Annotated in this window: 25 protein-coding genes, 2 tRNA genes and 1 pseudogene; 10 read left to right on the top strand and 18 right to left on the bottom strand. The window is 67.0% G+C overall.

Annotation, left to right across the window (positions count from 1 at the left end):
• Positions 1-3 precede the first annotated feature (3 nt).
• The 8 genes and pseudogenes from VV01_RS05535 to tig form a co-directional block, all read right to left on the bottom strand.
• Entirely contained in the window at positions 4-918 is a 915-nt protein-coding gene (locus VV01_RS05535) for an NAD(P)/FAD-dependent oxidoreductase (protein WP_197274999.1), read from the bottom strand.
• A 16-nt stretch (positions 919-934) separates the two neighbouring features.
• Positions 935-1,207, bottom strand: a pseudogene (locus VV01_RS24890) (FAD-dependent oxidoreductase); the annotation flags it as partial.
• Complete coding sequence (locus tag VV01_RS05530) at positions 1,204-1,395, bottom strand: ferredoxin (RefSeq protein WP_050669013.1); 192 nt, start codon at positions 1,393-1,395, stop codon at positions 1,204-1,206. The gene VV01_RS05530 and the pseudogene VV01_RS24890, both read right to left, overlap by 4 nt.
• Positions 1,392-2,813, bottom strand: a complete 1,422-nt coding sequence (locus VV01_RS24600) for a fatty acid desaturase (RefSeq protein ID WP_269431114.1) — start codon at positions 2,811-2,813, stop codon at positions 1,392-1,394. Before VV01_RS24600 ends, VV01_RS05530 begins: the two co-directional genes overlap by 4 nt.
• A gap of 330 nt (positions 2,814-3,143) precedes the next feature.
• A complete protein-coding gene (gene clpX, locus VV01_RS05520; protein WP_050669012.1) occupies positions 3,144-4,424 on the bottom strand; it encodes an ATP-dependent Clp protease ATP-binding subunit ClpX in 1,281 nt (426 codons plus the stop codon).
• Positions 4,425-4,634: 210 nt separating this feature from the next.
• On the bottom strand, positions 4,635-5,294 hold the full coding sequence (locus tag VV01_RS05515; RefSeq protein ID WP_050671742.1) for an ATP-dependent Clp protease proteolytic subunit: 660 nt from the start codon (positions 5,292-5,294) through the stop codon (positions 4,635-4,637).
• 38 nt (positions 5,295-5,332) lie between these two features.
• Positions 5,333-5,920, bottom strand: coding sequence for an ATP-dependent Clp protease proteolytic subunit (locus VV01_RS05510; RefSeq protein WP_050669011.1), 588 nt, complete (start codon positions 5,918-5,920; stop codon positions 5,333-5,335).
• A 218-nt stretch (positions 5,921-6,138) separates the two neighbouring features.
• Positions 6,139-7,485, bottom strand: a complete 1,347-nt coding sequence (tig, locus tag VV01_RS05505) for a trigger factor (RefSeq protein ID WP_050669010.1) — start codon at positions 7,483-7,485, stop codon at positions 6,139-6,141.
• Positions 7,486-7,858: 373 nt separating this feature from the next.
• Here tig and VV01_RS05500 point away from each other — a divergent pair, with 373 nt between their 5' ends.
• The 6 genes from VV01_RS05500 to VV01_RS24885 all read left to right on the top strand — a co-directional run bounded on the left by VV01_RS05500 (position 7,859) and on the right by VV01_RS24885 (position 12,704).
• On the top strand, positions 7,859-8,569 hold the full coding sequence (locus tag VV01_RS05500) for a site-specific integrase (RefSeq protein WP_197274997.1): 711 nt from the start codon (positions 7,859-7,861) through the stop codon (positions 8,567-8,569).
• A gap of 23 nt (positions 8,570-8,592) precedes the next feature.
• Positions 8,593-9,797, top strand: a protein-coding gene (locus tag VV01_RS05490; protein ID WP_157508752.1) for an IS3 family transposase whose coding sequence is annotated in 2 segments (ribosomal slippage) — positions 8,593-8,877 and positions 8,880-9,797 — 1,203 coding nt in all. Because the reading frame shifts where the segments join, the coding sequence is not laid out codon by codon here.
• Between the two features lie 69 nt (positions 9,798-9,866).
• Positions 9,867-10,262 carry a tyrosine-type recombinase/integrase gene (locus VV01_RS05485; protein ID WP_269431142.1) on the top strand — a complete coding sequence of 132 codons (396 nt, stop codon included), beginning with the start codon at positions 9,867-9,869 and terminating at the stop codon, positions 10,260-10,262.
• Positions 10,259-12,112: a tyrosine-type recombinase/integrase gene (locus VV01_RS22765; protein ID WP_157508750.1), complete on the top strand. Its 1,854-nt coding sequence runs from the start codon at positions 10,259-10,261 to the stop codon at positions 12,110-12,112. Before VV01_RS05485 ends, VV01_RS22765 begins: the two co-directional genes overlap by 4 nt.
• 68 nt (positions 12,113-12,180) lie before the next feature.
• Positions 12,181-12,312 (top strand): hypothetical protein, encoded by a 132-nt coding sequence (locus VV01_RS24595; RefSeq protein WP_269431113.1) that lies wholly within the window; start codon positions 12,181-12,183, stop codon positions 12,310-12,312.
• Positions 12,309-12,704 carry a DUF6262 family protein gene (locus VV01_RS24885; protein ID WP_407942896.1) on the top strand — a complete coding sequence of 132 codons (396 nt, stop codon included), beginning with the start codon at positions 12,309-12,311 and terminating at the stop codon, positions 12,702-12,704. The genes VV01_RS24595 and VV01_RS24885 overlap by 4 nt, the downstream gene beginning before the upstream one ends.
• 71 nt (positions 12,705-12,775) lie before the next feature.
• Here VV01_RS24885 and VV01_RS22225 read toward each other — a convergent pair whose 3' ends face one another.
• The 4 genes from VV01_RS22225 to VV01_RS05475 are packed head-to-tail and all read right to left on the bottom strand — an operon-like array spanning position 12,776 to position 14,654.
• Positions 12,776-13,021, bottom strand: a complete 246-nt coding sequence (locus VV01_RS22225) for a DUF2188 domain-containing protein (RefSeq protein ID WP_071606299.1) — start codon at positions 13,019-13,021, stop codon at positions 12,776-12,778.
• 41 nt (positions 13,022-13,062) lie between these two features.
• On the bottom strand, positions 13,063-13,608 hold the full coding sequence (locus tag VV01_RS05480; RefSeq protein WP_050669006.1) for a hypothetical protein: 546 nt from the start codon (positions 13,606-13,608) through the stop codon (positions 13,063-13,065).
• Complete coding sequence (locus VV01_RS22220; protein ID WP_071606298.1) at positions 13,598-14,215, bottom strand: hypothetical protein; 618 nt, start codon at positions 14,213-14,215, stop codon at positions 13,598-13,600. Before VV01_RS22220 ends, VV01_RS05480 begins: the two co-directional genes overlap by 11 nt.
• Before the next feature lie 10 nt (positions 14,216-14,225).
• Positions 14,226-14,654 carry a hypothetical protein gene (locus VV01_RS05475; protein WP_157508749.1) on the bottom strand — a complete coding sequence of 143 codons (429 nt, stop codon included), beginning with the start codon at positions 14,652-14,654 and terminating at the stop codon, positions 14,226-14,228.
• Between the two features lie 103 nt (positions 14,655-14,757).
• On the opposite strand from VV01_RS05475, the gene VV01_RS05470 reads away from it, so the two are divergent.
• Positions 14,758-16,053: an ISL3 family transposase gene (locus VV01_RS05470; RefSeq protein ID WP_050668175.1), complete on the top strand. Its 1,296-nt coding sequence runs from the start codon at positions 14,758-14,760 to the stop codon at positions 16,051-16,053.
• A 9-nt stretch (positions 16,054-16,062) separates the two neighbouring features.
• Here the strand turns inward: VV01_RS05470 and VV01_RS23785 are convergent, their stop codons facing one another.
• From VV01_RS23785 to VV01_RS05450, 4 genes are all read right to left on the bottom strand, one after another.
• On the bottom strand, positions 16,063-16,467 hold the full coding sequence (locus VV01_RS23785) for a hypothetical protein (RefSeq protein WP_050669004.1): 405 nt from the start codon (positions 16,465-16,467) through the stop codon (positions 16,063-16,065).
• 96 nt (positions 16,468-16,563) lie between these two features.
• Positions 16,564-17,766 carry an exonuclease domain-containing protein gene (locus VV01_RS05460; protein ID WP_050669003.1) on the bottom strand — a complete coding sequence of 401 codons (1,203 nt, stop codon included), beginning with the start codon at positions 17,764-17,766 and terminating at the stop codon, positions 16,564-16,566.
• Complete coding sequence (locus VV01_RS05455; protein ID WP_050669002.1) at positions 17,763-18,311, bottom strand: hypothetical protein; 549 nt, start codon at positions 18,309-18,311, stop codon at positions 17,763-17,765. The genes VV01_RS05460 and VV01_RS05455 overlap by 4 nt, the downstream gene beginning before the upstream one ends.
• Before the next feature lie 114 nt (positions 18,312-18,425).
• Positions 18,426-18,499 (bottom strand) — tRNA-Pro (locus VV01_RS05450).
• A gap of 239 nt (positions 18,500-18,738) precedes the next feature.
• On the opposite strand from VV01_RS05450, the gene VV01_RS05440 reads away from it, so the two are divergent.
• Both VV01_RS05440 and VV01_RS05435 read left to right on the top strand, forming a co-directional pair.
• A tRNA-Gly gene (locus tag VV01_RS05440) sits at positions 18,739-18,812 on the top strand.
• A gap of 216 nt (positions 18,813-19,028) precedes the next feature.
• Entirely contained in the window at positions 19,029-19,220 is a 192-nt protein-coding gene (locus tag VV01_RS05435) for an antitoxin (RefSeq protein ID WP_050669001.1), read from the top strand.
• Between the two features lie 129 nt (positions 19,221-19,349).
• Here VV01_RS05435 and VV01_RS05430 read toward each other — a convergent pair whose 3' ends face one another.
• Positions 19,350-20,447: a PP2C family protein-serine/threonine phosphatase gene (locus tag VV01_RS05430; RefSeq protein ID WP_157508747.1), complete on the bottom strand. Its 1,098-nt coding sequence runs from the start codon at positions 20,445-20,447 to the stop codon at positions 19,350-19,352.
• 100 nt (positions 20,448-20,547) lie between these two features.
• A complete protein-coding gene (locus tag VV01_RS05425) occupies positions 20,548-21,015 on the bottom strand; it encodes a ribose-5-phosphate isomerase (RefSeq protein ID WP_050668999.1) in 468 nt (155 codons plus the stop codon).
• A gap of 139 nt (positions 21,016-21,154) precedes the next feature.
• On the opposite strand from VV01_RS05425, the gene pepN reads away from it, so the two are divergent.
• Positions 21,155-23,737, top strand: a complete 2,583-nt coding sequence (pepN, locus tag VV01_RS05420; protein WP_050668998.1) for an aminopeptidase N — start codon at positions 21,155-21,157, stop codon at positions 23,735-23,737.
• Positions 23,738-23,751 lie beyond the last annotated feature (14 nt).

The raw sequence follows: 23,751 nt of genomic DNA, 5'->3' as shown, positions 1-23,751 counted from the left end.
TGATCAGGCAGCCTCCGCGGCGATGTCGGCCCAAGGACGACGGGCCACGATGCTGCGACGCAGCTTCATGATGTCGCGCGGCCGGTCGATGGTGAGGGCGCCGACCATGCGATCGCCCCGGCGGTACAGCGCGGTATAACCACTCACAGCGGAATCGGTGACGACCACCTCGTCGGCCCGTGGCGTACCGACGAACTGCAGGCGGTGGCCGTACCAGTCGGACCAGAAGTACGGCACGGTCACCAGGGGGCGGGCGCTCGCCGGGTCGAGCGCGTGACGGGCCGCAGCCGCGCCGTGCTCGGCCGCGCTCGTCCAGTGCTCCAACCGCAGCGACTCCTCGAACAGCGGGTTGCTGACGTGCGCGACGTCGCCGGCAGCGTAGACACCGGGTACGCCGGTCGCCAGCGTCGCGTCACAGACCACTCCCCCGTCGTGTGGGTGCAGGGGCACGGCGCTCGAGCGCAGCCATGCGGTCGCGGGCGTGACGCCGAGGCCGAGCACGACCAGGTCGGCCGGGACGACCGTGCCGTCGGTGAGGCGTACGCCCGTCACCCGCCCCGCGGTCTCCTCGAACCCGGTCACACCCCGCCCGAGCACGACCCGCGCACCGTTGGCCTGGTGGAGCCGGACACACACCTCGCCGACGCCCGGACCCACCGACCGCACCAGCGGCAGGTCGGCGGCCTCGACCACCGTGACGTCCTGACCTCGTGCGCGTGCGGCCGAGGCGACCTCCGACCCGATGAAGCCCGCACCGACGACCACCACGCGCGCTGCAGTGCCCATCGCCGTGCGTACGGCGACCGCGTCGTCCGCCGTACGCAGGTGGTGGACCCCCGGCGGGCTCGGCGACTCCCGTGAGTCCCCGCGAGCTCGCGCCGGTCGCGATGACGGCGGCGTCGTAGGAGATGCGCTCACCGCCGACCTCGATCACGCGCGCGTCCGTGTCGAGCCGCTCGGCAGGCGCTCCCAGCACGAGCTCGACCCCGAGGTCACCCCGCAGCTCGTCCTCACTGCGGTACGGGCTGACGGACGACGGGCCGTCCGCGGCGAGGAAGGCCTTCGAGAGCTGAGGTCGGTCGTACGGCAGGTGCTTCTCGGCACCCACCAGGGTCAGACGGCCCTCGTACCCGGCGCGGCGCGCCGCCTCGACGGCGCGCAGGCCGGCCAGCGAGGCCCCGACGACGACCAACCGATCGATGCTCATCCCTGCAGGCTCAGGGCGAGCACCGGACAGGCGTCGACAGCCGCCGTGACGTCCTGCCGGTGCTCCTCACCCGGGGTGTCGTCCAGGACGGACACGTAGCCGTCCTCGCCCACCTCGAAGAAGTGGTCCGCCATCGCCTCGCACATGCCGAGGCCCTCGCAGCGGTCGCGATCGGCGATCGCCTTCATGCGCTCTCCACCTTCTCGATCGGAACGAAGTCGACCTTCTCGCGCACACCGCAGTCGGGACAGCACCAGGAGTCGGGGATGTCCTTCCATGCGGTCCCGGCCGCGAAGCCCTCGTGCTCGTCGCCGGCAGCCACCTCGTAGACGTACGAGCAGCCGGGGCAGCGCGCGGCCAGCACCTCGTGCTCGAACGCCTGCGCCGTGACGTCAGCGCCGCGCACGTCGCCGGCCGCGGTCGGCGCTGGGTAGCGGGCCAGGATCTTGTCTCGCTTGCGGGGGCTGAGGTTGGCACGGCTCATGTCGCCGTCGAAGTGCTCCAGCACCCGGTGGTCCATCACCCGACGCCACACCGGCGGGAACGCCGCGAGCACGATCATCCCGGCGTAGCCGGTCGGCAGGGCCGGTGACTCCTTGAAGTCGCGCAGCGTCTGGTAGCGCCGAGTCGGGTTGGCGTGGTGGTCGCTGTGACGCTGCAGGTGGTAGAGCAGCACGTTGGTGGCGACGTTGTTGGAGTTCCAGCTGTGACTGGGGTTGACCCGCTCGTAGCGGCGCCGACCCGGCTCACCGACCTCCTGCCGCCGCATGCCGTAGTGCTCCATGTAGTTGACGACCTCCAGCAACGAGAAGCCGACGACGGCCTGCACCAGCAGGTACGGCAGCACTTCCCAGCCGAACAGCGCGACGATCCCGCCGAACAGCACCACGGACATCAGCCAGGCGTTGAGCACGTCGTTGCCGAGGTGGAACGGATGGGTGCCCTTGCGCGCGTACCGCTTCTTCTCCAGCCGCCACGCACTCTTGAGCGACCCCCAGACCGTCCGCGGCCAGAACTGGTAGAAGTTCTCACCGACCCGGCTGCTGGCGGGGTCCTCCGGAGTCGCGACCCGCACGTGATGGCCTCGGTTGTGCTCGATGTAGAAGTGCCCGTAGAAGCTCTGAGCGAGGGCGATCTTGGACAACCACCGCTCGTTGGCCTCCTTCTTGTGGCCGAGCTCATGGGCGGTGTTGATGCCGATCCCGCCGACGCATCCGATCGAGATCGCGATCCCGATCTTCTGCAGGGTGGTGAGGCTCATGTCCTGCACGACCAGCTCGGCACCCCAGCCCCACTGAGCGAGCCGGCCGTCGATGCCGACGAGCCGAGCGACCCAGCCGATCGGGTTGTGCCCGGCGACAGCGGCCATCGCCCCGATCAGACCGACGTACTGGATCGGTAGGTAGAAGTAGGTGATCCAGCGGTAGTACTTGTCCTTCTCCAGCGCCTCGATCATGTCGTCGGGCGGGTTGGACTGGTCCAGGCCCGCGACCAGGTCGATCGCCGGCACGATGCCGAGGATCAGGATCGGGCCGAGCCACACCACCCAGGTCCAGTCGGTCAGCAGGAAGGTCACGATCGCGACGATCGCGAGCGAAGGGATCACCAGCCCGAGCAGCCAGAGATAGCGCTTCTTGTCCTTCCACTGCGTCGTCGCGTCGAGCCGGCGGGAACGGTGCCCGCGGCAGGGTTGCCCACACTCATGTCAGTCCTCCTCGATCCATTGGACAAAAGCGTAGAATTTGTAAACGGCATTGGACAAGAGATGAGCAGATGTCAATGTGACTCAGGCCACTGGCAGCGCGGAATCGCGCGGATCTCCACGTCCGCCATATGAGACTTCCCTCACATACGCCCGCGGGGCGGGACGGCTGGGTACGACAACGGCCCCCTCCGTGGCGGAGGGGGCCGTCGTCTGTGGTTCAGCGTGCGGGAGTCAGGCGGACTCCTTGCGCTGGTTGCGCTTGCGGGTCGAGGTGTCGCGGCGCACGATCGTCGGGTTGACGTTGTCGAGGACCACTTCGCGGGTGACCACGACACGAGCGATGTCGTCGTCGCTGGGGACGTCGAACATCACCGGCTGCAGGACCTCTTCCATGATCGCGCGCAGACCACGAGCGCCCGTGCCGCGCAGCATGGCCTGCTCTGCGACGGCCTCGATGGCGTCCTCGGTGAACTCCAGCTCGACGCCGTCGATCTCGAACATCTTCTCGTACTGCTTGACCAGGGCGTTGCGCGGTTCGGTGAGGATCGACACCAGGCCCTCGCGGTCGAGCGGCGAGACGGTCGTGATGACCGGGAGACGGCCGATGAACTCGGGGATCAGCCCGAACTTCATCAGGTCCTCGGGAAGCACGTCGTCGAAGTGCTGCGCGGCGTCCTTGGCGGCCCGCAGCTCAGAGCCGAAGCCGAGCCCCTGCTTGCCGGCCCGCGACTCGATCAGCTTTTCCAGACCCGCGAACGCACCGCCCACGATGAACAGCACGTTGGTCGTGTCGATCTGGATGAACTCCTGATGGGGGTGCTTGCGTCCACCCTGCGGCGGGACCGACGCGGTCGTGCCCTCCAGGATCTTCAGCAACGCCTGCTGCACTCCCTCACCCGACACGTCACGCGTGATCGAGGGGTTCTCGCTCTTGCGGGCGACCTTGTCGACCTCGTCGATGTAGATGATGCCGGTCTCGGCCTTCTTGACGTCGAAGTCGGCGGCCTGGATCAGCTTGAGCAGGATGTTCTCGACGTCCTCGCCGACGTAGCCCGCCTCGGTGAGCGCCGTCGCGTCGGCGATCGCGAACGGGACGTTGAGCATCTTGGCGAGCGTCTGGGCGAGGTAGGTCTTGCCACAGCCGGTCGGACCGATCAGCAGGATGTTGGACTTGGCGATCTCGACCGCCTGCGCGTCCTTCTTGCCACCCTGCTCGGCTGCCTGGATGCGCTTGTAGTGGTTGTAGACCGCCACGGCGAGCGCTCGCTTGGCGACGTCCTGACCGATGACGTACTGCTCGAGGAACTCGAAGATCTCGCGCGGCTTCGGGAGCTGGTCCAGGCCGAGCTCGGAGGACTCGGCGAGCTCTTCCTCGATGATCTCGTTGCACAGGTCGATGCACTCGTCGCAGATGTAGACGCCCGGGCCGGCGATGAGCTTCTTGACCTGCTTCTGGCTCTTGCCGCAGAACGAGCACTTGAGGAGGTCGCCACCCTCACCGATGCGTGCCACGCGCGCTCCCTTCCTTGGTCCGAGTGCCGGTGCACGTGCTCCGGGCCGGTCGTCCGGTCCGAGCGACGCTACCCCGGCTCTGTGCGGGGGACCTTCATTGAAACCCATTAGAGCGTGGCGGCCGGGACCGGCACACCACTTGTCCGCTGATGGCGGAACGAGCACGGGCGGCCGGCCCCGACAGGGTCCGGCCGCCCGTGCGGCACCAGCTCACTCCTCGGCCGAGGCCTTCCGGCTGGTCAGCACCTGGTCGATGAGGCCGTACTCCTTGGCCTCCTCGGCAGTCAGGATCTTGTCGCGCTCGATGTCCTTCTCGACCTGCTCCTTGGAGCGGCCGGTGTGCTTGGCGAGCGTCTCCTCCAGCCAGCCGCGCATCCGCAGGATCTCGTTGGCCTGGATCTCGACGTCGGAGGCCTGGCCGCCGGCGCCCTCCATCGCGGGCTGGTGGATGAGGATGCGCGCGTTGGGCAGCGCAAACCGCTTGCCCGGCGCTCCCGCACCCAGGAGGACAGCCGCCGCCGAGGCCGCCTGGCCCACGACGAACGTCTGCACGTCCGGGCGGATGTACTGCATCGTGTCGTAGATCGCGGTCAGCGCCGTGAACGAACCACCCGGGCTGTTGATGTACATCAGGATGTCCCGGTCCGGGTCCTGGCTCTCCAGCACGATCAGCTGGGCGATGATGTCGTCCGCCGACGCGTCGTCGACCTGCACGCCGAGGAAGACGATGCGGTCCTCGAACAGCTTGGTGTAGGGGTCCTGCCGCTTCATGCCGTACGAGGTGCGCTCCTCGAACTGCGGCAGGATGTAGCGGCTGGTCGGCTGCGGGCCACGGTGCACACCGCTGCCGCCGTAGAGGTTGCCCGTCATGTCAGCTCCATAGAAGATGTCGGTCATGTCAGCCCTCGTCACTTGCTCGCGTCGGCGCGGTCGGTGGAGCGCTCGAAGACGTGGTCGACGAAGCCGTACTCCTTGGCGTCGGCCGCCGAGAACCAGCGGTCACGATCGGAGTCGCTCTCGATCTGCTCGACGCTCTGGCCGGTGTGGTCGGCGATCAGCTCGGCCATCTGCCGCTTGATGAACAGCAGCTGCTCGGCCTGGGTCTTGACGTCGGACGCCGTGCCCTGGATGCCGCCGAGCGGCTGGTGCATCATGATCCGCGCGTGCGGGGTCGCGTAGCGCTTGCCCTTGGCGCCCGCCGACAGCAGGAACTGACCCATGCTGGCCGCGAGCCCCATCGCCACGGTCGCGACGTCGTTCGGCACCCACTGCATGGTGTCGAAGATGGCCATGCCGGCCGTCACCGATCCACCGGGGCTGTTGATGTAGAGCCAGATGTCCTTCTCGGGGTCCTCGGCGGCCAGCAGCAGGAGCTGGGCGCAGATCGCGTTGGCGTTCTCGTCGCGCACCTCCGAGCCGAGGAAGATGATGCGTTCCTTGAGCAGGCGGTTGTAGATCTGGTCGTCCAGGCCCGCGACCGCTCGCTGGGTCTCCATCGTTGTCACTGCTTCTCCATCCGTCGTAACCCTCACGGGTGCTGACCTCTTCGTGGACCCTAACGTCCGCTGCACGCCGCTTCGTCCCAGGTTCGGTCGGTGTTCGCCGTGGGCAGAAGGCCTCGACCGTGGGCGGCGCCGCGGCCCCCCGGTACGACGCAGCGGCGGCCGCTCCCCTTCGTCAAGGGGAACGGCCGCCGCTGGTTGGTGCTGGGTGGTCAGGCCTTGGCCGGCTCGGCGTCCTCGGCGGACTCGGTCGTCGCCTCGGCGACGTCCTGGTCGTCCTCGACCTCGTCCTCGTCGGTGTTGAGGGCGTTGAGGTCGACGACCTCACCGTTGGTGTCCTTGACGGTGACCTTCTCCAGGACCGTGCTCAGCGCCTTGCGGCGGGCGACCTCGCCCATGACCGCGGGGACCTGGCCCTGCTGGTCGAGCGCCTGGGCGAACTGGTTGGGGTCCATGCCGTACTGCTGGGCGCTCATGATGAGGTACTCGATGAGCTCCTCCTGCGAGACCTGCACCTCGTCCTTGGCGACGATCTCGTCGAGCAGGAACTGCGTTTGCAGGGCCTTGCGGGTGCTCTCCTGCACCTCGGCGCGGTGCTCGTCGTCCTCGAGGCGGTCCTCGCCCTCGAGGTGGCTGTGCACCTCGGACTCCACGATGCTCTCGGGGACCGCGATGTCGAGCGTGTCGAGCAGGTGGTCGAGAACCTTGTCGCGGGCCTGTACGCCCTGCTCGAAGCGCTTGCGCTGCTCGACCTGGCCGCGGACGTCGTCCTTGAGCTCATCGAGCGTGTCGTGCTCGGAGGCGAGCTGGGCGAACTCGTCGTCGAGCTCGGGCAGCTGACGCTCCTTGACCGACTCGACGGTGACGACGCACTCGGCGTCCTCACCGGCGTGGTCGCCACCGGCCAGCGGCGCGGTGAACGTCTTGGTGTCGCCCGCCTTGGCGCCCTCGAGCGCCTCGTCGAGACCCTCGAGCATGTTGCCGGAGCCGACCTCGTAGGAGACGCCGTTGACGGAGTCGATCTCGTCGTCGCCGATCGTGGCCTTGAGGTCGATCGAGACGAAGTCGCCCTTGGTGGCGGCACGCTCGACGCCGACCAGCGTGCCGAAGCGCTCACGGAGCGTGCCGAGCTCGTCCTCGATGTCCTGGTCGGAGACCTCGAACGGCTCGACCTCGACCGAGATGCCGTCGTAGTCGGGCAGCGTGATCTCGGGGCGGGTGTCGACCTCGACGATGAAGTGCAGGTCGTCGCCCTCGGCTGCGGGCACCTGGGTGATGTCGACCTCAGGCTGGCCGAGCGGGCTCACGTCGTGCTCGTCGACGGCCTTGCCGAAGAACTCCGGGAGCGCCTCGTTGACGGCCTCCTGGATGACCGCGCCGCGACCGACCCGCTGGTCGATGATGCGAGCGGGGACCTTGCCCTTGCGGAAACCGGGGATCTGGATCTGCTGGCCGATCGTCTTGTACGCCGCGTCGAGGCTCGGCTTGAGCTCCTCGTACGGGACCTCGACGGTCAGCTTGACCCGGGTCGGGTTGAGGTTCTCGACGGCACTCTTCACTGCCTGCACTCCAGATGATGTCGGTTGCGAGAGGACCACGGCCGGAGCGCGTGGCGGGCTGTGCTGCGGCGGCACTGGGTCGTGAGCCGTGGCACCAACGCCCCATGCTAACGGCTGCGCCCTCGTGCTGAAAATCGCGGCGGGCGCTGTCGCGCGCACGGGGCCGTCCAGCCGGAGGAGGCGTGGTGAGAGGGGCGTACGTCGGGGTAGCCGGATTCGTTATCTCTAGTGCCCTTCGGGGGTGCCCATCGGGGGTGCCCATCGGGCGACACGCCCTGTCAGGTCCTCGGCGCAGGCGTCGAGCACATGATTATCTCCAGAGTGTCGCTGACGTCGACTCCGGAGGCCCAGCCTGATGGCGAGTGTTCGATCGGTGCCTAAAGTGATGCCGGAGGGGTCCCGGCTCTATACGGTCGTTGACCAGGGCGGCACTTCGTATGAGGACGTCGACACCTATCTGAACTACTTGCATGCGCTCGACTTCTCGCCCAACACGATCCGGTCGTACGCACGACATCTCGCGCTGCTGTTCCGGTGGCTGGACCAGCGTGGCGCGGCCTGGGACGAGTTGTCGTTCGACGGCCTGTGCACGTTCGGAGCCGACCTCGCTGACGGAACGCTCCGATCGGTCGCGCGTCACGGCGAGTTCCGTCCGACAGAGCCGCGCAGCCGAGCGACGTGCGAGGCTGTGATGGCGGCCGTGTACTCGTACCTCGACTACTGGAAGTTGGAAGGGCGCGGGCCAGCCGATCTGCGCCTGTACCGCGAGGGCACGAACCGACGCACCACGACATACTCGTTCCTGGCTCACGTGGCTCATCAGCGACCGCGCCAGCAGCGGCGAGTGAGGTTCCGAGGACCCAAGCCGCAGGGCCCCCACATCATCAACTTCGAGGACGATTTCCAGCGGCTCCTCAACGCGGCCAAGACCCATCGGGACAAGGCGCTGCTGAGCGCCATGTACGACGGCGGTCTCCGCATCAGCCAGGCCCTCGGGCTCCATCACGAAGACATCGACATTGCCCGCAAACGGGTCCGGGGACTGCTGCACGAACAGGTGACATCTGATCTGGCTTGCCCGTGAGGGTGGCCTGGAAGGATGTTGCTGTGCCCAAGCCCTACCCCCGAGAGTTTCGTGATGATGTCGTGCGCGTCGCCCGAGGTCGTGAGCCGGGTGTGACGCTGGAGCAGGTCGCTAAGGACTTCGGTGTCCACCCGATGACGTTGAACAAGTGGTTGCGCCAGGCCGCGATCGATGATGGCGACAAGCCGGGCACGACCACGGCTGAGTCTGCTGACCTGCGGGAGGCCAACCGGCGGATACGGCTGCTTGAGCAGGAGAACGAGGTGCTGCGCCGGGCGGCGGCTTACCTGTCTCAGGCGCATCTGCCGGGAAAAGGCTCTACCCGCTCGTGAGTGAGCTGGCCGCTGACGGGATTCCCGTGACGGTCACGTGCCGGGTCCTGAAGCTCCACCGTCAGAAGTACTACGCCTGGCTGGCCAGTCCGGTCACCGGTCGTGAGCTGCAGGCGGCCTACCGGGCCAACGCGTTGTTCGATGCCCACCGTGATGATCCGGAGTTCGGGTACCGGTACTTGCTTGTGGAGGCCGCCGGCGCGGGTGAGGTGATGACGCCGCGCACGGCGTGGCGGATCTGTTCGGCGAACGCGTGGTGGTCGGTCTTCGGCAAGAAGCGCGGCAGCCACGGCAAGAAGCCCGGGCCACCGGTGCACGATGACCTGCTCGCTGGTCAGGACGAGCACGGTGTGATCCGGCACTCCTTCACCGCCGCCGCGCCGAACCAGGTGTGGCTGACCGACATCACCGAGCACCGCACTGGTGAGGGGAAGCTGTACCTGTGCGCGATCAAGGACGCCTGCTCCGGGCGGATCGTGGGCTACTCCATCAGCAACCGGATGAAGTCCACCCTCGCGGTCGCAGCCCTGGACTCGGCCGTCGCGCGGCGACGCGCGCAGGGGCAGGACGTCACCGGGTGCATCGTGCACTCCGACCCCGGCAGCCAGTTCCGCTCACGCAAGTTCGTGCACGCCTTGAACCAGCACGCGCTGACCGGGTCGATGGGCCGGGTCGGCGCTGCCGGTGACAACGCCGCGATGGAGTCCTTCTACGCGCTGCTGCAGAAGAACGTCCTGAACCGCCGCACCTGGGACACCCGCGAAGACCTGCGGATCGCGATCATCACCTGGACCGAACGCACCTACCACCGACGTCGACGCCAAGAACGCCTCGGCCAGTTGACCCCCATCGAGTACGAGACCATCATGACCACGCCAGCCGATCAGGCGGCATGACTACCACCTGTCACCTGTTCGTGCAGCAGTCCCCGTGTCGTTCGACGTTCCAATAACGCAAACGGCGCGCTGTCCAAGCAACGGACCGATTTCACTGTGGCGATGCCCGATCGGTTCCTCCACCTGTACGGGCTCAGCCTGACGGACGAACAACTTATCCTGGACATCGACACCGACTACGTGTTCGTCAACCTGGCCGAACGACATCGCGGAGCGCCGATGCGCTACTCCAACGCGGTCCAGGTCGTCAGAGCCATCGGTAGGCGAGCACAGGTGTCGCTCACGCCGCACACCCTGCGCCACACTCACGGCACTGCCCTTGCCCGAGAGGGGTGGTCAGCGCCGCAGATCGCCGCGCGGCTCGGACAGAATTCGAACACTAGCGCGGACGTCTACATCCACCTCGCCGAGGACGACCTGACCGACAAGTACGCCTCGACCGAGATGTCACGGAGGGAAGCGTGAGTGTTGGCGCCTTCGGCCCACCGACAAGCAATGACCTAGCGGTGCTTGGCCTGACTATTCCGAACGGGCCGTGGATGGCAGATGTCTGGCTAATGGACCAGCCAGTCCGGGAAGTGACGTCCGGAACGACCGAGTGTGCTGTAGCCACCTGCTATCGCGGCGCGGGGCGCGCCGACGGCGACCGGCCTCGCGACATCGACGTCCTCTGTGTGGCTCACCAGCGCCGGTGGCGGAAGACGCCGACCGGCGCGAAAACGACGCTCTCCGCGTTCATTGAGGACCAAGCCAGCGCATCGCAGATTTGCCGCCCACGCGGCACATCGAGGCGACAACCACAATTCCGGCCGATCGACTTCACTCCCCTGCAACCGCGGATGCGCGAAGAACTCCGCTACGTTGCTGCGATCAAGATCGGCCGCAACCAGTGGCGCAGCCCGCACTACGTCAACGAGGTTCTCAGGAGCGCGATCAGCGTCGCCGTTGATCGCGGCTACCAGAGTCTCACTGAGTTCGAAGAGACGCATGGTCCAGGTGCAGGCGAACCCGGGACATCCGGACTCAGCGGGCACCTGAGGGCCGCCCTCCCAGCGATGCTACGCGTACTCGATGAAGCGCGTGTAGACCCTTGGGCCTCCGCCTATTGGCACCCGGCCGACCTCGGTACGAAGTCCGCGACCGCAAGTTCGAACCGACCGGTGAGGTGGGACGTCGTAACGTGTGATTGGCTCCGCGTCGGTCTCATGCAACTCTCCCGTGAGGACATTCAATCGGGTGCCCGTGCCTGGAGCACGCTAGGTAACTACGTGCGTGCCGGTGCTCTCCTCAGCGCGTACATGTCCGACGTCGCGCCCCTAGGGCCTCAGGATCTAAGCCGGGCCGTTTTCCTGGAGTTCTTGGCCTGGGTACGCAGTGAGCGCACTACCCGTTCAGATCTCGCTGCGGTTAACACTGCTGCGAGCCTGCTCTTCGACATGCGACAGCGAGGAATCGTGCCGGGCCTTCCGGACACGATGTTCCTGTTCCGTGGTGAAAACCCGATCACCAAGGTTCGCCAACCCAAGCCCTTCCCCGCCGACATCCTAGATGCGATCGACAGCCTCCTCGGAGGCAGCGACGAAAGTCTCGAAGCGGATGTCCGGTTGCTATTGCGCGTCTTCCGCGCCGTTGGACCGCGCGCCTCTGAGGCGCTCTCGCTGCCGGTGGACTGTGTGCGCCACACCGACCGTGGGTACAGCCTGGAGTACTTCCAGAGCAAAGTTCAGGACTGGCGAAGAGTGCCGCTGCCACCGCGCTTGGGAGCCGATCTAGTCGCCCAGTCCGCACGAGTCCACAACCTCTACGGTCCGTCCTGCAAATGGATGTTCCCATACGTGGGTGCTGCGCCACGTATGAACGATCTCGCCAACAGCACCGGAGACCTGGCGCCATGGCCGTACGGACGTTTCCAGGCGGCCGTATGGGCAGCATACGAGCGTAGCGGGATCAGCCGTTCGAGTCTGACCGGTGAAGTTCTTCGCGGGCCGCACCTACATCGGTTTCGCCATAGCGTGGCCACTGGCCTGCTGAATGAGGGCTGGAGCCAGTACGAGGTTCAACGCTTTCTCGGACACAAGAGCCCAACGATGATGCAGGCGTACGCAGAGATCCACGAGGACAGTCTCCGCGCGAAGTACATCGAGTTCGTCGAGCGTTCGGTAGACGTCACAGGAAAGCCCATCACGGCGCCGAGATCGGCCAGGTCGCCGACCTCGAACGCCTTCGCGACCGTTTCGTCCGTACGACCCTGGCCAACGGCTACTGCACGTTGCCTGAGAAGCAAACCTGCGACTTCGTGCCGACCCCCTGCCTAAGTTGCACGGCATTCTTCCGGACCACGCCAACCTTCCTGCCGATCCATATTCGTCAGCGGGACGAGTCGATGCGCGAGATCGAAATAGCCAAAAAGGATGGCAGGGACCGTGCCGTCCGCGCGCACGAGCAGACGGTGGAGGCGCTAGACAGGATCATCGACGGCTTGCAGCGCACTGACGACTCGAAGGGCCTCTCATGAGCACAGATGCCCGCACACATGCTCTAAGGGCCGCTTCGGAAGCCAAGCGCGCGGACACCCTGGCACGTGCCCGTCGCGCGATCGTTGCGCTGGAGAGCCGCGGAGAGAGGATCAATTTCAACTCTGTCGCAGCGGAGGCCAAGGTTTCAACGGGATACCTGTACCGGCAGCCAGACCTGCGACGTGCCATCGCTGATCGACGGCGCAGTCCGGCGCAGAGCATTACTGCGTCCGCCCGGGTGTCAGCCCGCACCAGTTCCGCAGACGCCAAGAAACTCGCAATCGCGACCGCCGCGCTTAAGCGTCTACACGCTGAGAATCAGGCCCTCCGCAAGGAAAATGCCCTGCTCCGCGGTGACCTCGCCCAGGAGCGCCGACGCCACGTACGGTGATGATCAGAGGCGGGTGGCCGCGTTGGGCTGGAAATGGCGCGCTCGGCAGTCGATGACTTCGTCTCGAACTGTCATCGCCTATCGTGAGGCGGGTTCGGATCGTTCCCTGGCGCGATAGTGTCCGAATCTCTAATCTGGCCGTCTTGACCATGGATGGTCACTTCGCCACCACCGGCGTTCCGTACGATCGATCGAGCACGGTGGATCGCTTCAGCCTGAGTCTCGGTGTGGGCACTTGAACGAGACGCACCGGGTGCACGCACATCCCAACCCCCGTTCGGGTTCGGCACTACATTACGGCGGTTGTCACTGGCCATCAAATCTCCTTACGCGGATCACAGAACGGGTGGGCTTCCGATCAGTTAGTCACGCCAATCGAAAGAGCGATGCAGGCTGGCCCGAGCACAACGAGCACGGCGAGACCTTTCACCGCATTTCCGCACGCTTGGAACTTGCGGTTTGCAAGCGCAGAGAGGTCGACGACCTGCTGCCAGGCGTCCATGCTTGCATCAACTGTCCGGACATGGTCAGCCAATTGTTCCGCACTTGTCCCGATGAGCGACGGCCAGGCGAAGCGATTCGGGCCGGCGTACTGAACGCCCTTCTGCGGGCCGACGGCGCGCACCATCCAGAAAACGGTCCATGCGACCGCGAGAAGCGTCGCCCCTGCGAGAGCACCGACGACCGGGGCCCAGGGGCATCCGTCTCGCAGCGCATTCGCGATGGTCTTCACGTTGGCCGTTAGTGCGCTGAGGACGATGCCAAGCCCGGCCGTGAGGAGAGTTGCCTTGGTGTCGGCGAAGCGAACCCAGTTCGCGATCTGGTCCAGCGCCTGGAACGCTCCGTCCCCACGATCGGCATCGGCGACAGTCGATGGCGCGATGCGCGCTCGGCTACGCCGCACGTGGCTGGAACCCTTCAACTGGCCAGCGGCGCGTAATTCGCCACTCTGTGAATGCGGCGAGCCAGTGCGCAGCCCAAGCGGTAGCGGTCGCGGCGGTATGTGCTGACTTCCAGTCGCTTCGGTCTGCGATGCAGAGGTTGCCGTTCAAATACAAGTGTTCCGACGGCACCCATCCCTTGCCAGCGTTGACGCCCAGGCGACCTCCCTTGAGTACTTTGACGATAGGGAGCCCTTCGTCATACCTAAGGAACACCCCGATGGTGAACGTTCCTCGACCAGTATTGATGTCACCGATCCAACAGGGAGGGAGCCCGTCGCTGGGAGGCATGAATGCAAATCCTGGGAACGCGTGTTTCATCGCCCCCACGTGGCGACCAATCGCCTCAGAGTTCTGCCACCAAGGCGCCGAATCTGCCTCGACGTCAAGGGGCTCTTCCTCACCTCCGTGGAAGGTGTGAGTTGCTACGGGAGTTACAGATCGATGGGTAGCGTGAATGTATCCGCCGCCACTCTCCTGCGTGACTCCGTCAATAACCACCTGGCCATCCATGGCGATATAACGGGGCACGTCAATACCGAAATGACCCAACAGCGTGGCGATGCTCATCAGGAATTCCTTACTTGATCGCAATTCGAGAGGTTGGAGTGCCGTTGAGTTGGGCCAAGACCCCGGGAATCAAGGGCAAGGTCCGCCGCCAGTGGTACTCGTAGAAGTGGTAGGATTTACGTTGACCGTCGCGTTCGTACTGCTTCGGGGAATCCGGATGCTTCTGGAGATAGTCATACGCCGGCAACAGATCTCGCAACCCCTCGCCGACGATTATCTCCCAGGACTTGGCCTTCTTTTCACACTTCGCGGCAAAGTTTGCGGCAAACCCGAGGGGGTTGATCTCGCTGCCTTCGCCGCCGCCGCTTCGTACGAATGTTGTCTGCCCGTAATCGAGCCCGGCTCGGGCCTGCACTCGTGCCATTCCACGGTCGACTAGACGGCGATTTACCTCGTTCTCAACGCCGTCGAGAGCGAACGCGCAGGCGGACAGTGCCATCGCGGGTCTTCGATCTTGCGCGTGATAGCGGTCTGAGGGTGGGGCTCGTGGCCCTGCGGCAGGCTGGGTGTTCTCTACGCATCCAGCAGGCAGGACCACGAGCGTGTTCAAGGCTACGGCCGATGTCGATCCGGCGACGACGTTGTTCAATCTCCCGGGGTACCGGGTGCTGTCAGTGACTCGCGATGCGGGCGGGACTCGGCAGGTGCTGATCGAGGCTGGCGTGGTCGAGGCAGCGTGCCCGGGTTGCGGGGTGCTTACCTCGCGGGTGCATCAGCGGACGGTGCAGCGGGTGCGGGATGTGCCGTTCGACGGGCCGGTCGAGGTGCTGTGGTCCAAGAGGCGGTGGCGTTGCGCCGAGCGGTTGTGCCCACGGACGACGTTCACGGAGCATACCGAGCAGGTGCCGCCGCGGGCGCGGCTGACGACACGGCTGAAGGAACGGCTGGTGGCGGCGCTGTCCGGTGAGGTCCGGGCGGTGGACCGGGTCGGCGCCGAGTACGGGGTGACCTGGCCGACCGTGATGCGGCAGCTGACCGCGGCCCATGCTGCCCGGGCCGCGGCCGAGCAGTTCCGGCCCCGACCGGTGGCCTCGTTGGGGATCGATGAGCACCGGTTCCGCACGGTGCGCTGGTTCCGCGATGAGGCCGGTGCCTGGAAGCGGATCGAGCCGTGGATGACCACGTTCACCGACCTGGCCACCGGGCAGGTCCTGGGCGTGGTCGATGGCCGCGACAGCGCAGCAGTCAAGACGTGGTTGCGGACTCGGCCGCGATGGTGGCGTCACCGTGTGCGGACGGTCGCGATTGACCCGTCCGCGGCGTTCCGGTCTGCCGTACGGTCCTGGTTGCCCAAGGCCAGGGTCGCCGTGGACCACTTCCACCTGGTCAAGCTCGCCAATGACGCCCTGACCAAGGTGCGGCGGCGGGTGTCCTGGGACCGGCACGAGCGCCGCGGTCGAGGCACCGACCTGGCCTGGGCGCACCGCCTGCTGCTCCTACGCGGCTACGACACCCTCTCCAACCGTGCCCGGGAGCGGCTGAACGCCGTTCTGGCACAGGATGATCCGGCCCAGGAGATCAGCGCCGCGTGGGGTGTGAAGGAACAGCTGCGCCGTGTGCTGGCGGCCAGCAGCATCGCCGACGCCAGCGCCGAGCGGGCCACGTTCAACCAGTACGTGTCCTGGGCCGCGATGCCCGAGACGACCCGGCTGAAGAAGACCATCGACACCTGGTGGGCCGCGATCAAGGTGTTCATCCAGACCCGTGCGACCAACGCTCGCACCGAAGCCGCGAACGTCACAATCAAGAACATCAAGCGAGCAGGTCGCGGATACCGCTCACACACGAACTACCAGTGCCGCATCATGCTCTACAACGCCGCCCGAAGCGCGGCATGAACACCGACGTCACGCTGAAAGTCGAAGAGCCGCCATCGCCGCGGTGGTGCTCGGGTCTCCCGGGCTGAACCCCGCGAATAGGCCGTCGCCGCGGAGCCCGAGTGGGTGGCCGCCGAACAACGTCACGACCTCGATGAAGCCCGAAAGGATGGCGTGCGCCAGGTCAACAACCTCGTCTTGGTCGTCCCAGAACGTACGTCCGGTGAAGTTGGTCAGATCGATAAATGCGGCCACCATCGGTGCCGTGCGTCTGTCGCCCACGCTGAGCGCCTCGTAGTCAGGGTGACCGAGACCTTTTGGCTCAAGAGCCGATTCCCGGCTCATCGACATTTCGATGCGCGACGACCGTGCCTGACGGCGCTGGAAGTCTTCGAGCACAGTCGCTCCGAACTGAGCCGCGCTGTAGTTGCTCATCTATCCCCTCCCCTCCCACTCCAGCAGCCGAAGGGCTGACCAAAGCAGCGTAGTCAACGGCACTGACAACGACCAGACGACGAAAGTCCCCCGGCACTAACGTCGTCGGCGAACCCACCCGCCGGGTGGCCTACCAACCGCGATCCACCGCTTGTACCAGCGCTTCACTGTGACGTTGCACGCCGAGCCGCACACGTGCCGGTCACGCCACACCCACGCGGCGCCCGAAGCGATCGGCTCATCGCAGACCACGCACGGTTCGCCCCCGGTCGCACGCCCCTCAGGGTGATTCAGGCCCGCGTAGAAGGGGCTGCTGTCCGGTGTTGGGTCATCCCCGGACAGCAGCAGGTCCAAGTCGGATGAGTCGCCTCCGCCGCCTGGGGTGATCGCCTGGAGGAAGTCGTGCTCGGTCATCACCTCGATCGGCTGCCCTGCGTCCTTCAACGCGAACGCCTTCGTCACCCGGGCGGTCGTGGTCGCGTCCGGGGAGAACGTCGCCGGGTTCAGGTCGCCCGCGACAAGCACGTGGGTGCGTTTGGTGACGTTCTTCTCCGGGACCCCACCGGCCGCGGCGACCTGCTCCCAAGCCTCCTGTCGGCGCATGGACGCGAGAGTCCCGGTGAACACGACGACCTTCTCGAACAGTGGCCCATCAGGATCGGCGTCCGGGTTGCCGTCAGGGGCGACCAGGCCGTTGTTCGGCGGGTTCCACCGAGCCGCGACGTACAGGCCCGACTCGATGTGCCCGATCCGCAGCCGGTGCGTCGCTGCGAACTCCTCCAGCGATCCGGAGCCTGTCCGGGCGACCATGGCAGTCATGACCGTGGCAGCAGCCCACGCATCGGCGGTCGCGTCATGGTGTGCGAGCAACTCCACCCCGCAGGCGCGCATGATGAACGGCAACCGGTAGGAGTGCAGGTCGAACACTCGCCTGGCCGACAGCAGAGTGCACAGGAAGTCGATCGACGGCCACGGCAGTCCTTCGGCGATGCACGCCTCCCGCAGCACCGACAGGTCGAACGCGGCGTTGTGCGCGACGACGACGTCCTCGCCGATGTACTCGGTGATCTGGGCCAGCGACTCACCCCAACCCGGAGCCGCGACCACATCGCCCGGGCCGATGCCGTGCAGTCGGGTGTTGAACGCGTCGAACCAGTTGTGCGCCACGGGTGGCCGGATCGTCCACCCGTGTGCGTCTACCGCCCGGCCGTCGCGCACCTTCGTGAGCCCGACCCGACACACGCTCGCGCGCGAGTGGTTGGCCGTCTCGAAGTCCAGCGCGGTGAAGTTCAGGCTCATGCCTGCACCGGCAACGGATGCACCGTGGCGGCTTCCACGAACGCTGGCGGCAACAGCCGCGGCTGATCATCGGCCGGGGTCAGGTAGGCGCGCTGCAAGCGGAGCCCGTCCAACCGCAGCCATGCTGTCCACGTCGCGCGGAGCACGTTCGCCAGGTCGAGCGCCGTCACGCATCGTTCCGTGCCGGGAAGGGTCGGCCAGTCCGGCTCCACCAGCGGGCGGCCCTTGCCACGAGAGGCGACCTCCGCCTGGAACTCCCCTGCCAAGCGGGCCAACTCATCGGTGACCGCTCCGCGAAGGACCGCGGCACCAACGGGCGCCGCTCCCACTCGCGCTAACGCCGGGAAGTCGCCGGGTGTGCGGTCTGTGGTGAACACGTACCGCTCGGCAATCATCACGCCGAGCCGCTCCGAAAGTTTCTCGGTGTCTCCGGAGAACGTCACAGCGTTTGTGTTCTCTGCCCACGTCGCGCTGTCCTGCGAGACCAGCCACACAGAGACCGACTCATCGACCTGAACATCTACAACCGCGAATCCCAGCACCACAGCCCCCTGTGACGACCTTCGAGGCGGGCTCCGTCGCCCGCTCGACAGGAGCCGTATCGCACGCCGTCACGTCCCCCTGGAGACGTGACGGCGTGCGAGGACGACCCCTCTGAGTCGGGGTGACAGGATTTGAACCTGCGGCCCTTGCGTCCCAAACGCAATGCGCTACCAAACTGCGCCACACCCCGTGGCTGACGATGACGACATGTCATCACCGTCCTGACCTGCACGTACCTACCACACACTAGAGGTAAGATTCGAACCGGCGGCCTTCCGCTCCCAAAGCGGACGCGCTACCAAGCTGCGCCATACCCCGTGGACCGAGCTCGTCCCAGGGCGAGTTGGGACCGGCTCGTTCGGGGCAGTAGGCTAACGCCCCGCACGACCTGCTCCGCAGCGGGCATCGCTCATGGGCGAGGTCGTGCACGCGGGTGTAGCTCAATGGTAGAGCCCCAGTCTTCCAAACTGGCTACGCGAGTTCGATTCTCGTCACCCGCTCCATCACGGCCGACACGCCCGGCGGACACGCCGTCGCGATGGCGCCCTGGCGACGCCGCTCACTCCGCCTTTCCGGGCCGTACGCCTCGTCATCCCTTCCGCATCGCGGCCTGAGGTCTCGACGTCGGTGCGCTCGTGTGCATAGGTTCGCATCAGTCGCCCGGTGAAGAGCCGGGCATGACTCCGGCTCCGACCGGTGCTGATACGAGGAGTGATCTCATGGGTCTTCTGGACGACGCCAAGGACAAGCTCGGCGGCGACAAGCTGCAGGACGCTGTCGAGAAGGGTGGCGACTTCGTCGACGAAAAGACCGGCGGTGAGCACGCCGACAAGATCGACCAGGCTCAGGACTTCGCCAACGACAAGCTCGGTGGCGGCGACGCCGGCCAGGGCGAGGCTCCGCAGCAGTGACCTACGGCGGCTGACTCAGCTCGGCCGCTGACGACGAAGGGCCGAGGACGGGTGTCCTCGGCCCTTCGTCATGCTCGGCCACTCCCCCGGTGGCGACCGACCAGGTCGGTGCTGTCTGCTCGATCTGCGCTAGTCGCGCCACACGACGACGACCGCGCGGTCGTCGTCCTCACCGGCCATCGCCGCAGCGCAGATGCGGTCGGCCATGCCCGGGCCGTCACCCACGGCACGGTCGGCGGCGCCGAGCATGTGGTCCACGCCCTGGGCGAGATCGGCGTCGCGGTCCTCGATCACACCGTCGGTGTAGAGCAGCAGCGCGTCACCGCGCTCCAGCCGCCCCTCGACGCGCTCGAACTGGGCCAGGTCACCGTCGAGCACCCCGAGCAGGACGCCGTCCGTCCCCTCGATGGGCGTCCACTGACCGGAGCCGGCGTGGTAGTGCACAGCAGCGGGATGACCGGCCGACCCCACGTCGTACGCGCCCGTCCGCAGGTCGACCGAGACGTGCACCGCCGTCGCGAAGCCCTCGGACCAGCCCTGACGCAGCAGGTAGCTGTTGGCGGCCGGCAGGAACTGAGCGGGCCGCGTGGCGTCGAGGAGGCTCGCGAACGCACCGGAGAGCATCAGCGACCGCGTGCCGGCCTGCAGACCCTTGCCGGACACGTCGACGAGCGCGAGGTCGAGCTGGTCGCCGCCCTTGCCGGCGACCAGGAAGTCACCGGAGAAGGCGTCGCCGAACGCGGGCTGGATGCTGCTCTCGGCGTGCCACCCGGACGGGAGGTCGGTCGGAATGCGCCCGAGCTCGCGCAGCCGGTCGCGCAGGTCGACCAGCATCGAGGCACCCGCTGACGGCGAGATGCCGAGGTGTGCCCGACGACGGTCGACCGCGACCAGCAGGAGCATCACGACACCGAGCGCCGCCAGCAGGGTCGGCGAGGTCGGGTCGTCCTGGGCCGTGGCCGCGGTCAGCACCAAGGAGGCGCCGGATGCTGCGAACACGATGTACATCTGCACGGCGTGCAGGAACAGACCGGCCGCGACGACGACCGGGACGATGGGGGCGTACGAGACCTGCGAGGGCCAGGTGAGCATGCCCACCGATGTGGCCGCGATCAGCACCAGGAGCCCGACGACCGCCGCGCGCTGGGTCGTCGGGACCGGCCCGTCGACTGCGCGTCGTACGGGCCGGGCAATCCGCCGTGGGGCGGTCGTCACATCAATGGCCACGACGGAAAGTTATCCGCGGAAAATCAGGCCTCCCGGATACTTTTACCGTTTCCTTAACACGCTCATCCCTGATCCATGCACTTGAGCGCGGTATAACCTCTCAGGGCGCGTCAGGCAAAGACTTGTCCTGCTCGTACGCCTCCACCATGTCGATGCGGCGCTGGTGGCGCTCCTCTCCCGTGAACTCGGTCGAGAGGAAGGCCGAGACCATCTCCTTGGCGGTCTCCTCATCACTGAAGCGGCCACCGATCGAGATGATCTGCGCGTTGTTGTGCTGACGAGCCAGCTGCGCGAGCTCGGCGTTGCAGCACAGGGCCGCCCGCACACCCGCGACCTTGTTGGCCGCCATCTGCTCACCGTTGCCGGAGCCGCCGAGCACGATGCCGAGCGAGCCCTCGTCGCCCGCGACGCCCTCGGCCGCGCGCAGCACGAACACCGGGTAGTCGTCCAGGGCGTCGTACTCCAACGGCCCGTGGTCGACGACCTCGTGCCCCTGCTCCCCCAGCCAGGCCACCAGGGCCCGCTGCAGCTCGTACGCCGCGTGGTCGCCGCCGATGTGAACTCGCACCGTGTGCGCTCCTTCGTCCTCGAGCGGGGCCGGTCATCGCCGCGGCCCTCACAACCGCTCATCCTGCCACCGGTGGCCTGTGTCACGATGCCCGGGACGAACCCGTCGCCACCGCTCGAGAGCACCCTGGAGCCCACCTGTGCCTGGAAAGAACCTCACCCGTGAGGAGGCGCGGACCCGCGCCGACCTGCTGGCCGTCGAGTCCTACGACGTCACCCTCGACCTGACGACCGGTCCGGAGACGTTCTCGACGCGTTCGGAGGTGACCTTCGGGGCGCGTACGGCCGGCGCCGAGTCGTTCATCGACTTCATCGGCGACTCCGTCCAGAGCATCACCCTCAACGGTGAGTCGCTCGACCCTGCAACGCATTTCGCGGACAACCGCATCGCGCTGCCCGGTCTGCAGGAGTCCAACGAGCTGGTGATCGAGTCGACCGGTCGCTACATGAACACCGGTGAGGGTCTGCACCGGATGGTCGACCCGACCGACCAGGAGGTCTACCTCTACACGCAGTTCGAGGTCGCCGACTGCCGCCGCATGTTCGCGGTGTTCGAGCAGCCCGATCTCAAGGCGACGTTCCGGTTCACGGTGACTGCGCCGCAGCGCTGGGAGGTCATCAGCAACCAGCCGGCGCCCGAGCCGGTGGCCGCGCAGGGGTCGTACACCAACCCCAAGGGCGAGCAGGAGCCGACGGCCACCTGGGCGTTCGAGCCGACCGAGCGCATGAGCTGCTACATCACCGCGCTGGTCGCCGGTCCGTACGACGTCGTGCGCGACGAGGTGCAGACCCGCAACGGCACGGTGCCGCTGGGTGTCTACTGCCGCAAGTCGCTGCGCCCCTACCTCGACGCCGACAACATCTTCGACTGCACCAAGAAGGGCTTCGCGTTCTTCGAGGAGGAGTTCGACCAGCCCTACCCGTTCAGCAAGTACGACCAGCTGTTCGTGCCGGAGTACAACGCCGGTGCCATGGAGAACGCCGGGTGCGTGACCTTCACCGAGGTCTACGTCTTCCGCGCCAAGGTGTCCGACGCGATCGTCGAGCGGCGCGCGCTGACGATCCTGCACGAGCTGGCGCACATGTGGTTCGGCGACCTGGTCACCATGCAGTGGTGGGACGACCTGTGGCTCAACGAGTCGTTCGCCGAGTGGGCCTCGACCACCTGTCAGGCCGAGGCCACCCAGTGGGAATCGGCCTGGACGACGTTCGGCACGGCCGAGAAGGCCTGGGCCTACAACCAGGACCAGCTGTCCTCGACCCACCCGATCGCGGCCGACATCACCGACCTGGAGGCGGTGGAGGTCAACTTCGACGGCATCACCTACGCCAAGGGCGCCTCGGTGCTCAAGCAGCTGGTGGCCTACGTCGGACGTGAGCCGTTCGTCGCCGGTCTGCGCACCTACTTCGCCAAGCACAAGTGGGGCAACACCACGCTGCGTGACCTGCTGGTCGAGCTGGAGGCGACCTCCGGCCGCGACCTGAGCCAGTGGTCGCAGCTGTGGCTGGAGACCGCCGGCGTCAACACCCTCATCCCCCACGTCGAGACCGACGCCGACGGTGTCATCACCTCGGCGTCGATCGAGCAGACCGCGACCACCGAGCTGCCGACCCTGCGGCCGCACCGCCTGGCCGTCGGCCTGTACGCGCTGGAGGGCGAGTCGCTGGTGCGCACCGACAGCGTCGAGGTCGACATCGACGGCGCCGGCACCGAGCTGCCGCAGCTGGTCGGCAAGCAGAAGGGCGACCTCCTGCTCGTCAACGACCAGGACCTCGCCTACGCCAAGATCCGGCTCGACGAGCAGTCCCTGCGTACGGTCCTGGACCACCCGCGGGCGCTCACCGACTCACTCCCCCGCGCGCTGGTGCTCGGCGCGGCCTGGGACATGACGCGGGACGCGCAGATGCCCGCGCGCGACTTCGTGTCACTCGGCCTCGCCACGCTGCGTGAGGAGACCGACTCCAACCTGCTGCGCTCACTGCTCGGTCAGGTCGGGGTCGCGGCCGCGCGCTACGTCGCACCGCAGCACCGCGAGGCGACGCTGGCCGAGATCACCAGCACGCTGCGTGGCCTCGCCGTCTCGGCCGCCCCCGGCAGCGACGCCCAGCTGCAGCTGGTCCAGGCGTTCGCGGCCGAGGCCAGCAGCGACGAGGACGCCGCCTACCTGCGCGCCCTGCTCGACGGCACCAGCACGCTCGCCGGCCTCGAGGTCGACACCGAGATGCGCTGGACCCTCCTCACGGCGCTCGCCGCGACGGGCCACGCCGACGAGGAGATGATCGCGGCAGAGCAGCAGCGGGACGCCACCGCGACTGGCTCGGAGCGGGCTGCCCGCGCCCGCGCCGCACGTCCGACGCCGGAGGCCAAGGCCGAGGCCTGGCGTCTGGTCGTCGAGCGCGACGACGCGCCCAACCAGACGCTGCGCGCCATCGGCATCGGGTTCCAGACGGTGCACGACCTCGAGCTGCTCGCGCCGTACGTCGAGAAGTTCCACAACGCGATCGCCGACGTCTGGGCGACGCGGACGACGGCCACGGCCGGGTCGATCGCAACGCTGATGTACCCGCTGCCCCTGGCCGACCAGGGTCTGCTCGACGCCTCGGAGCAGTGGCTGACCGACCACGCCGACGCCTCGGCCGGTCTGCGTCGGGTCGTGGCCGAGAACCGCGACTCGGTACGCCGGGCGCTCGCCGCTCAGGCGTGCGACGCCGCGCGCGACTGACGACGCCGTACGAC

It is taken from the genome of Luteipulveratus halotolerans (assembly GCF_001247745.1).
Lineage (GTDB): Bacteria > Actinomycetota > Actinomycetes > Actinomycetales > Dermatophilaceae > Luteipulveratus > Luteipulveratus halotolerans.
The sequence above is the reverse complement of the archived record's forward strand: the minus strand, read 5'-3'. Positions and strand labels throughout refer to the sequence as shown.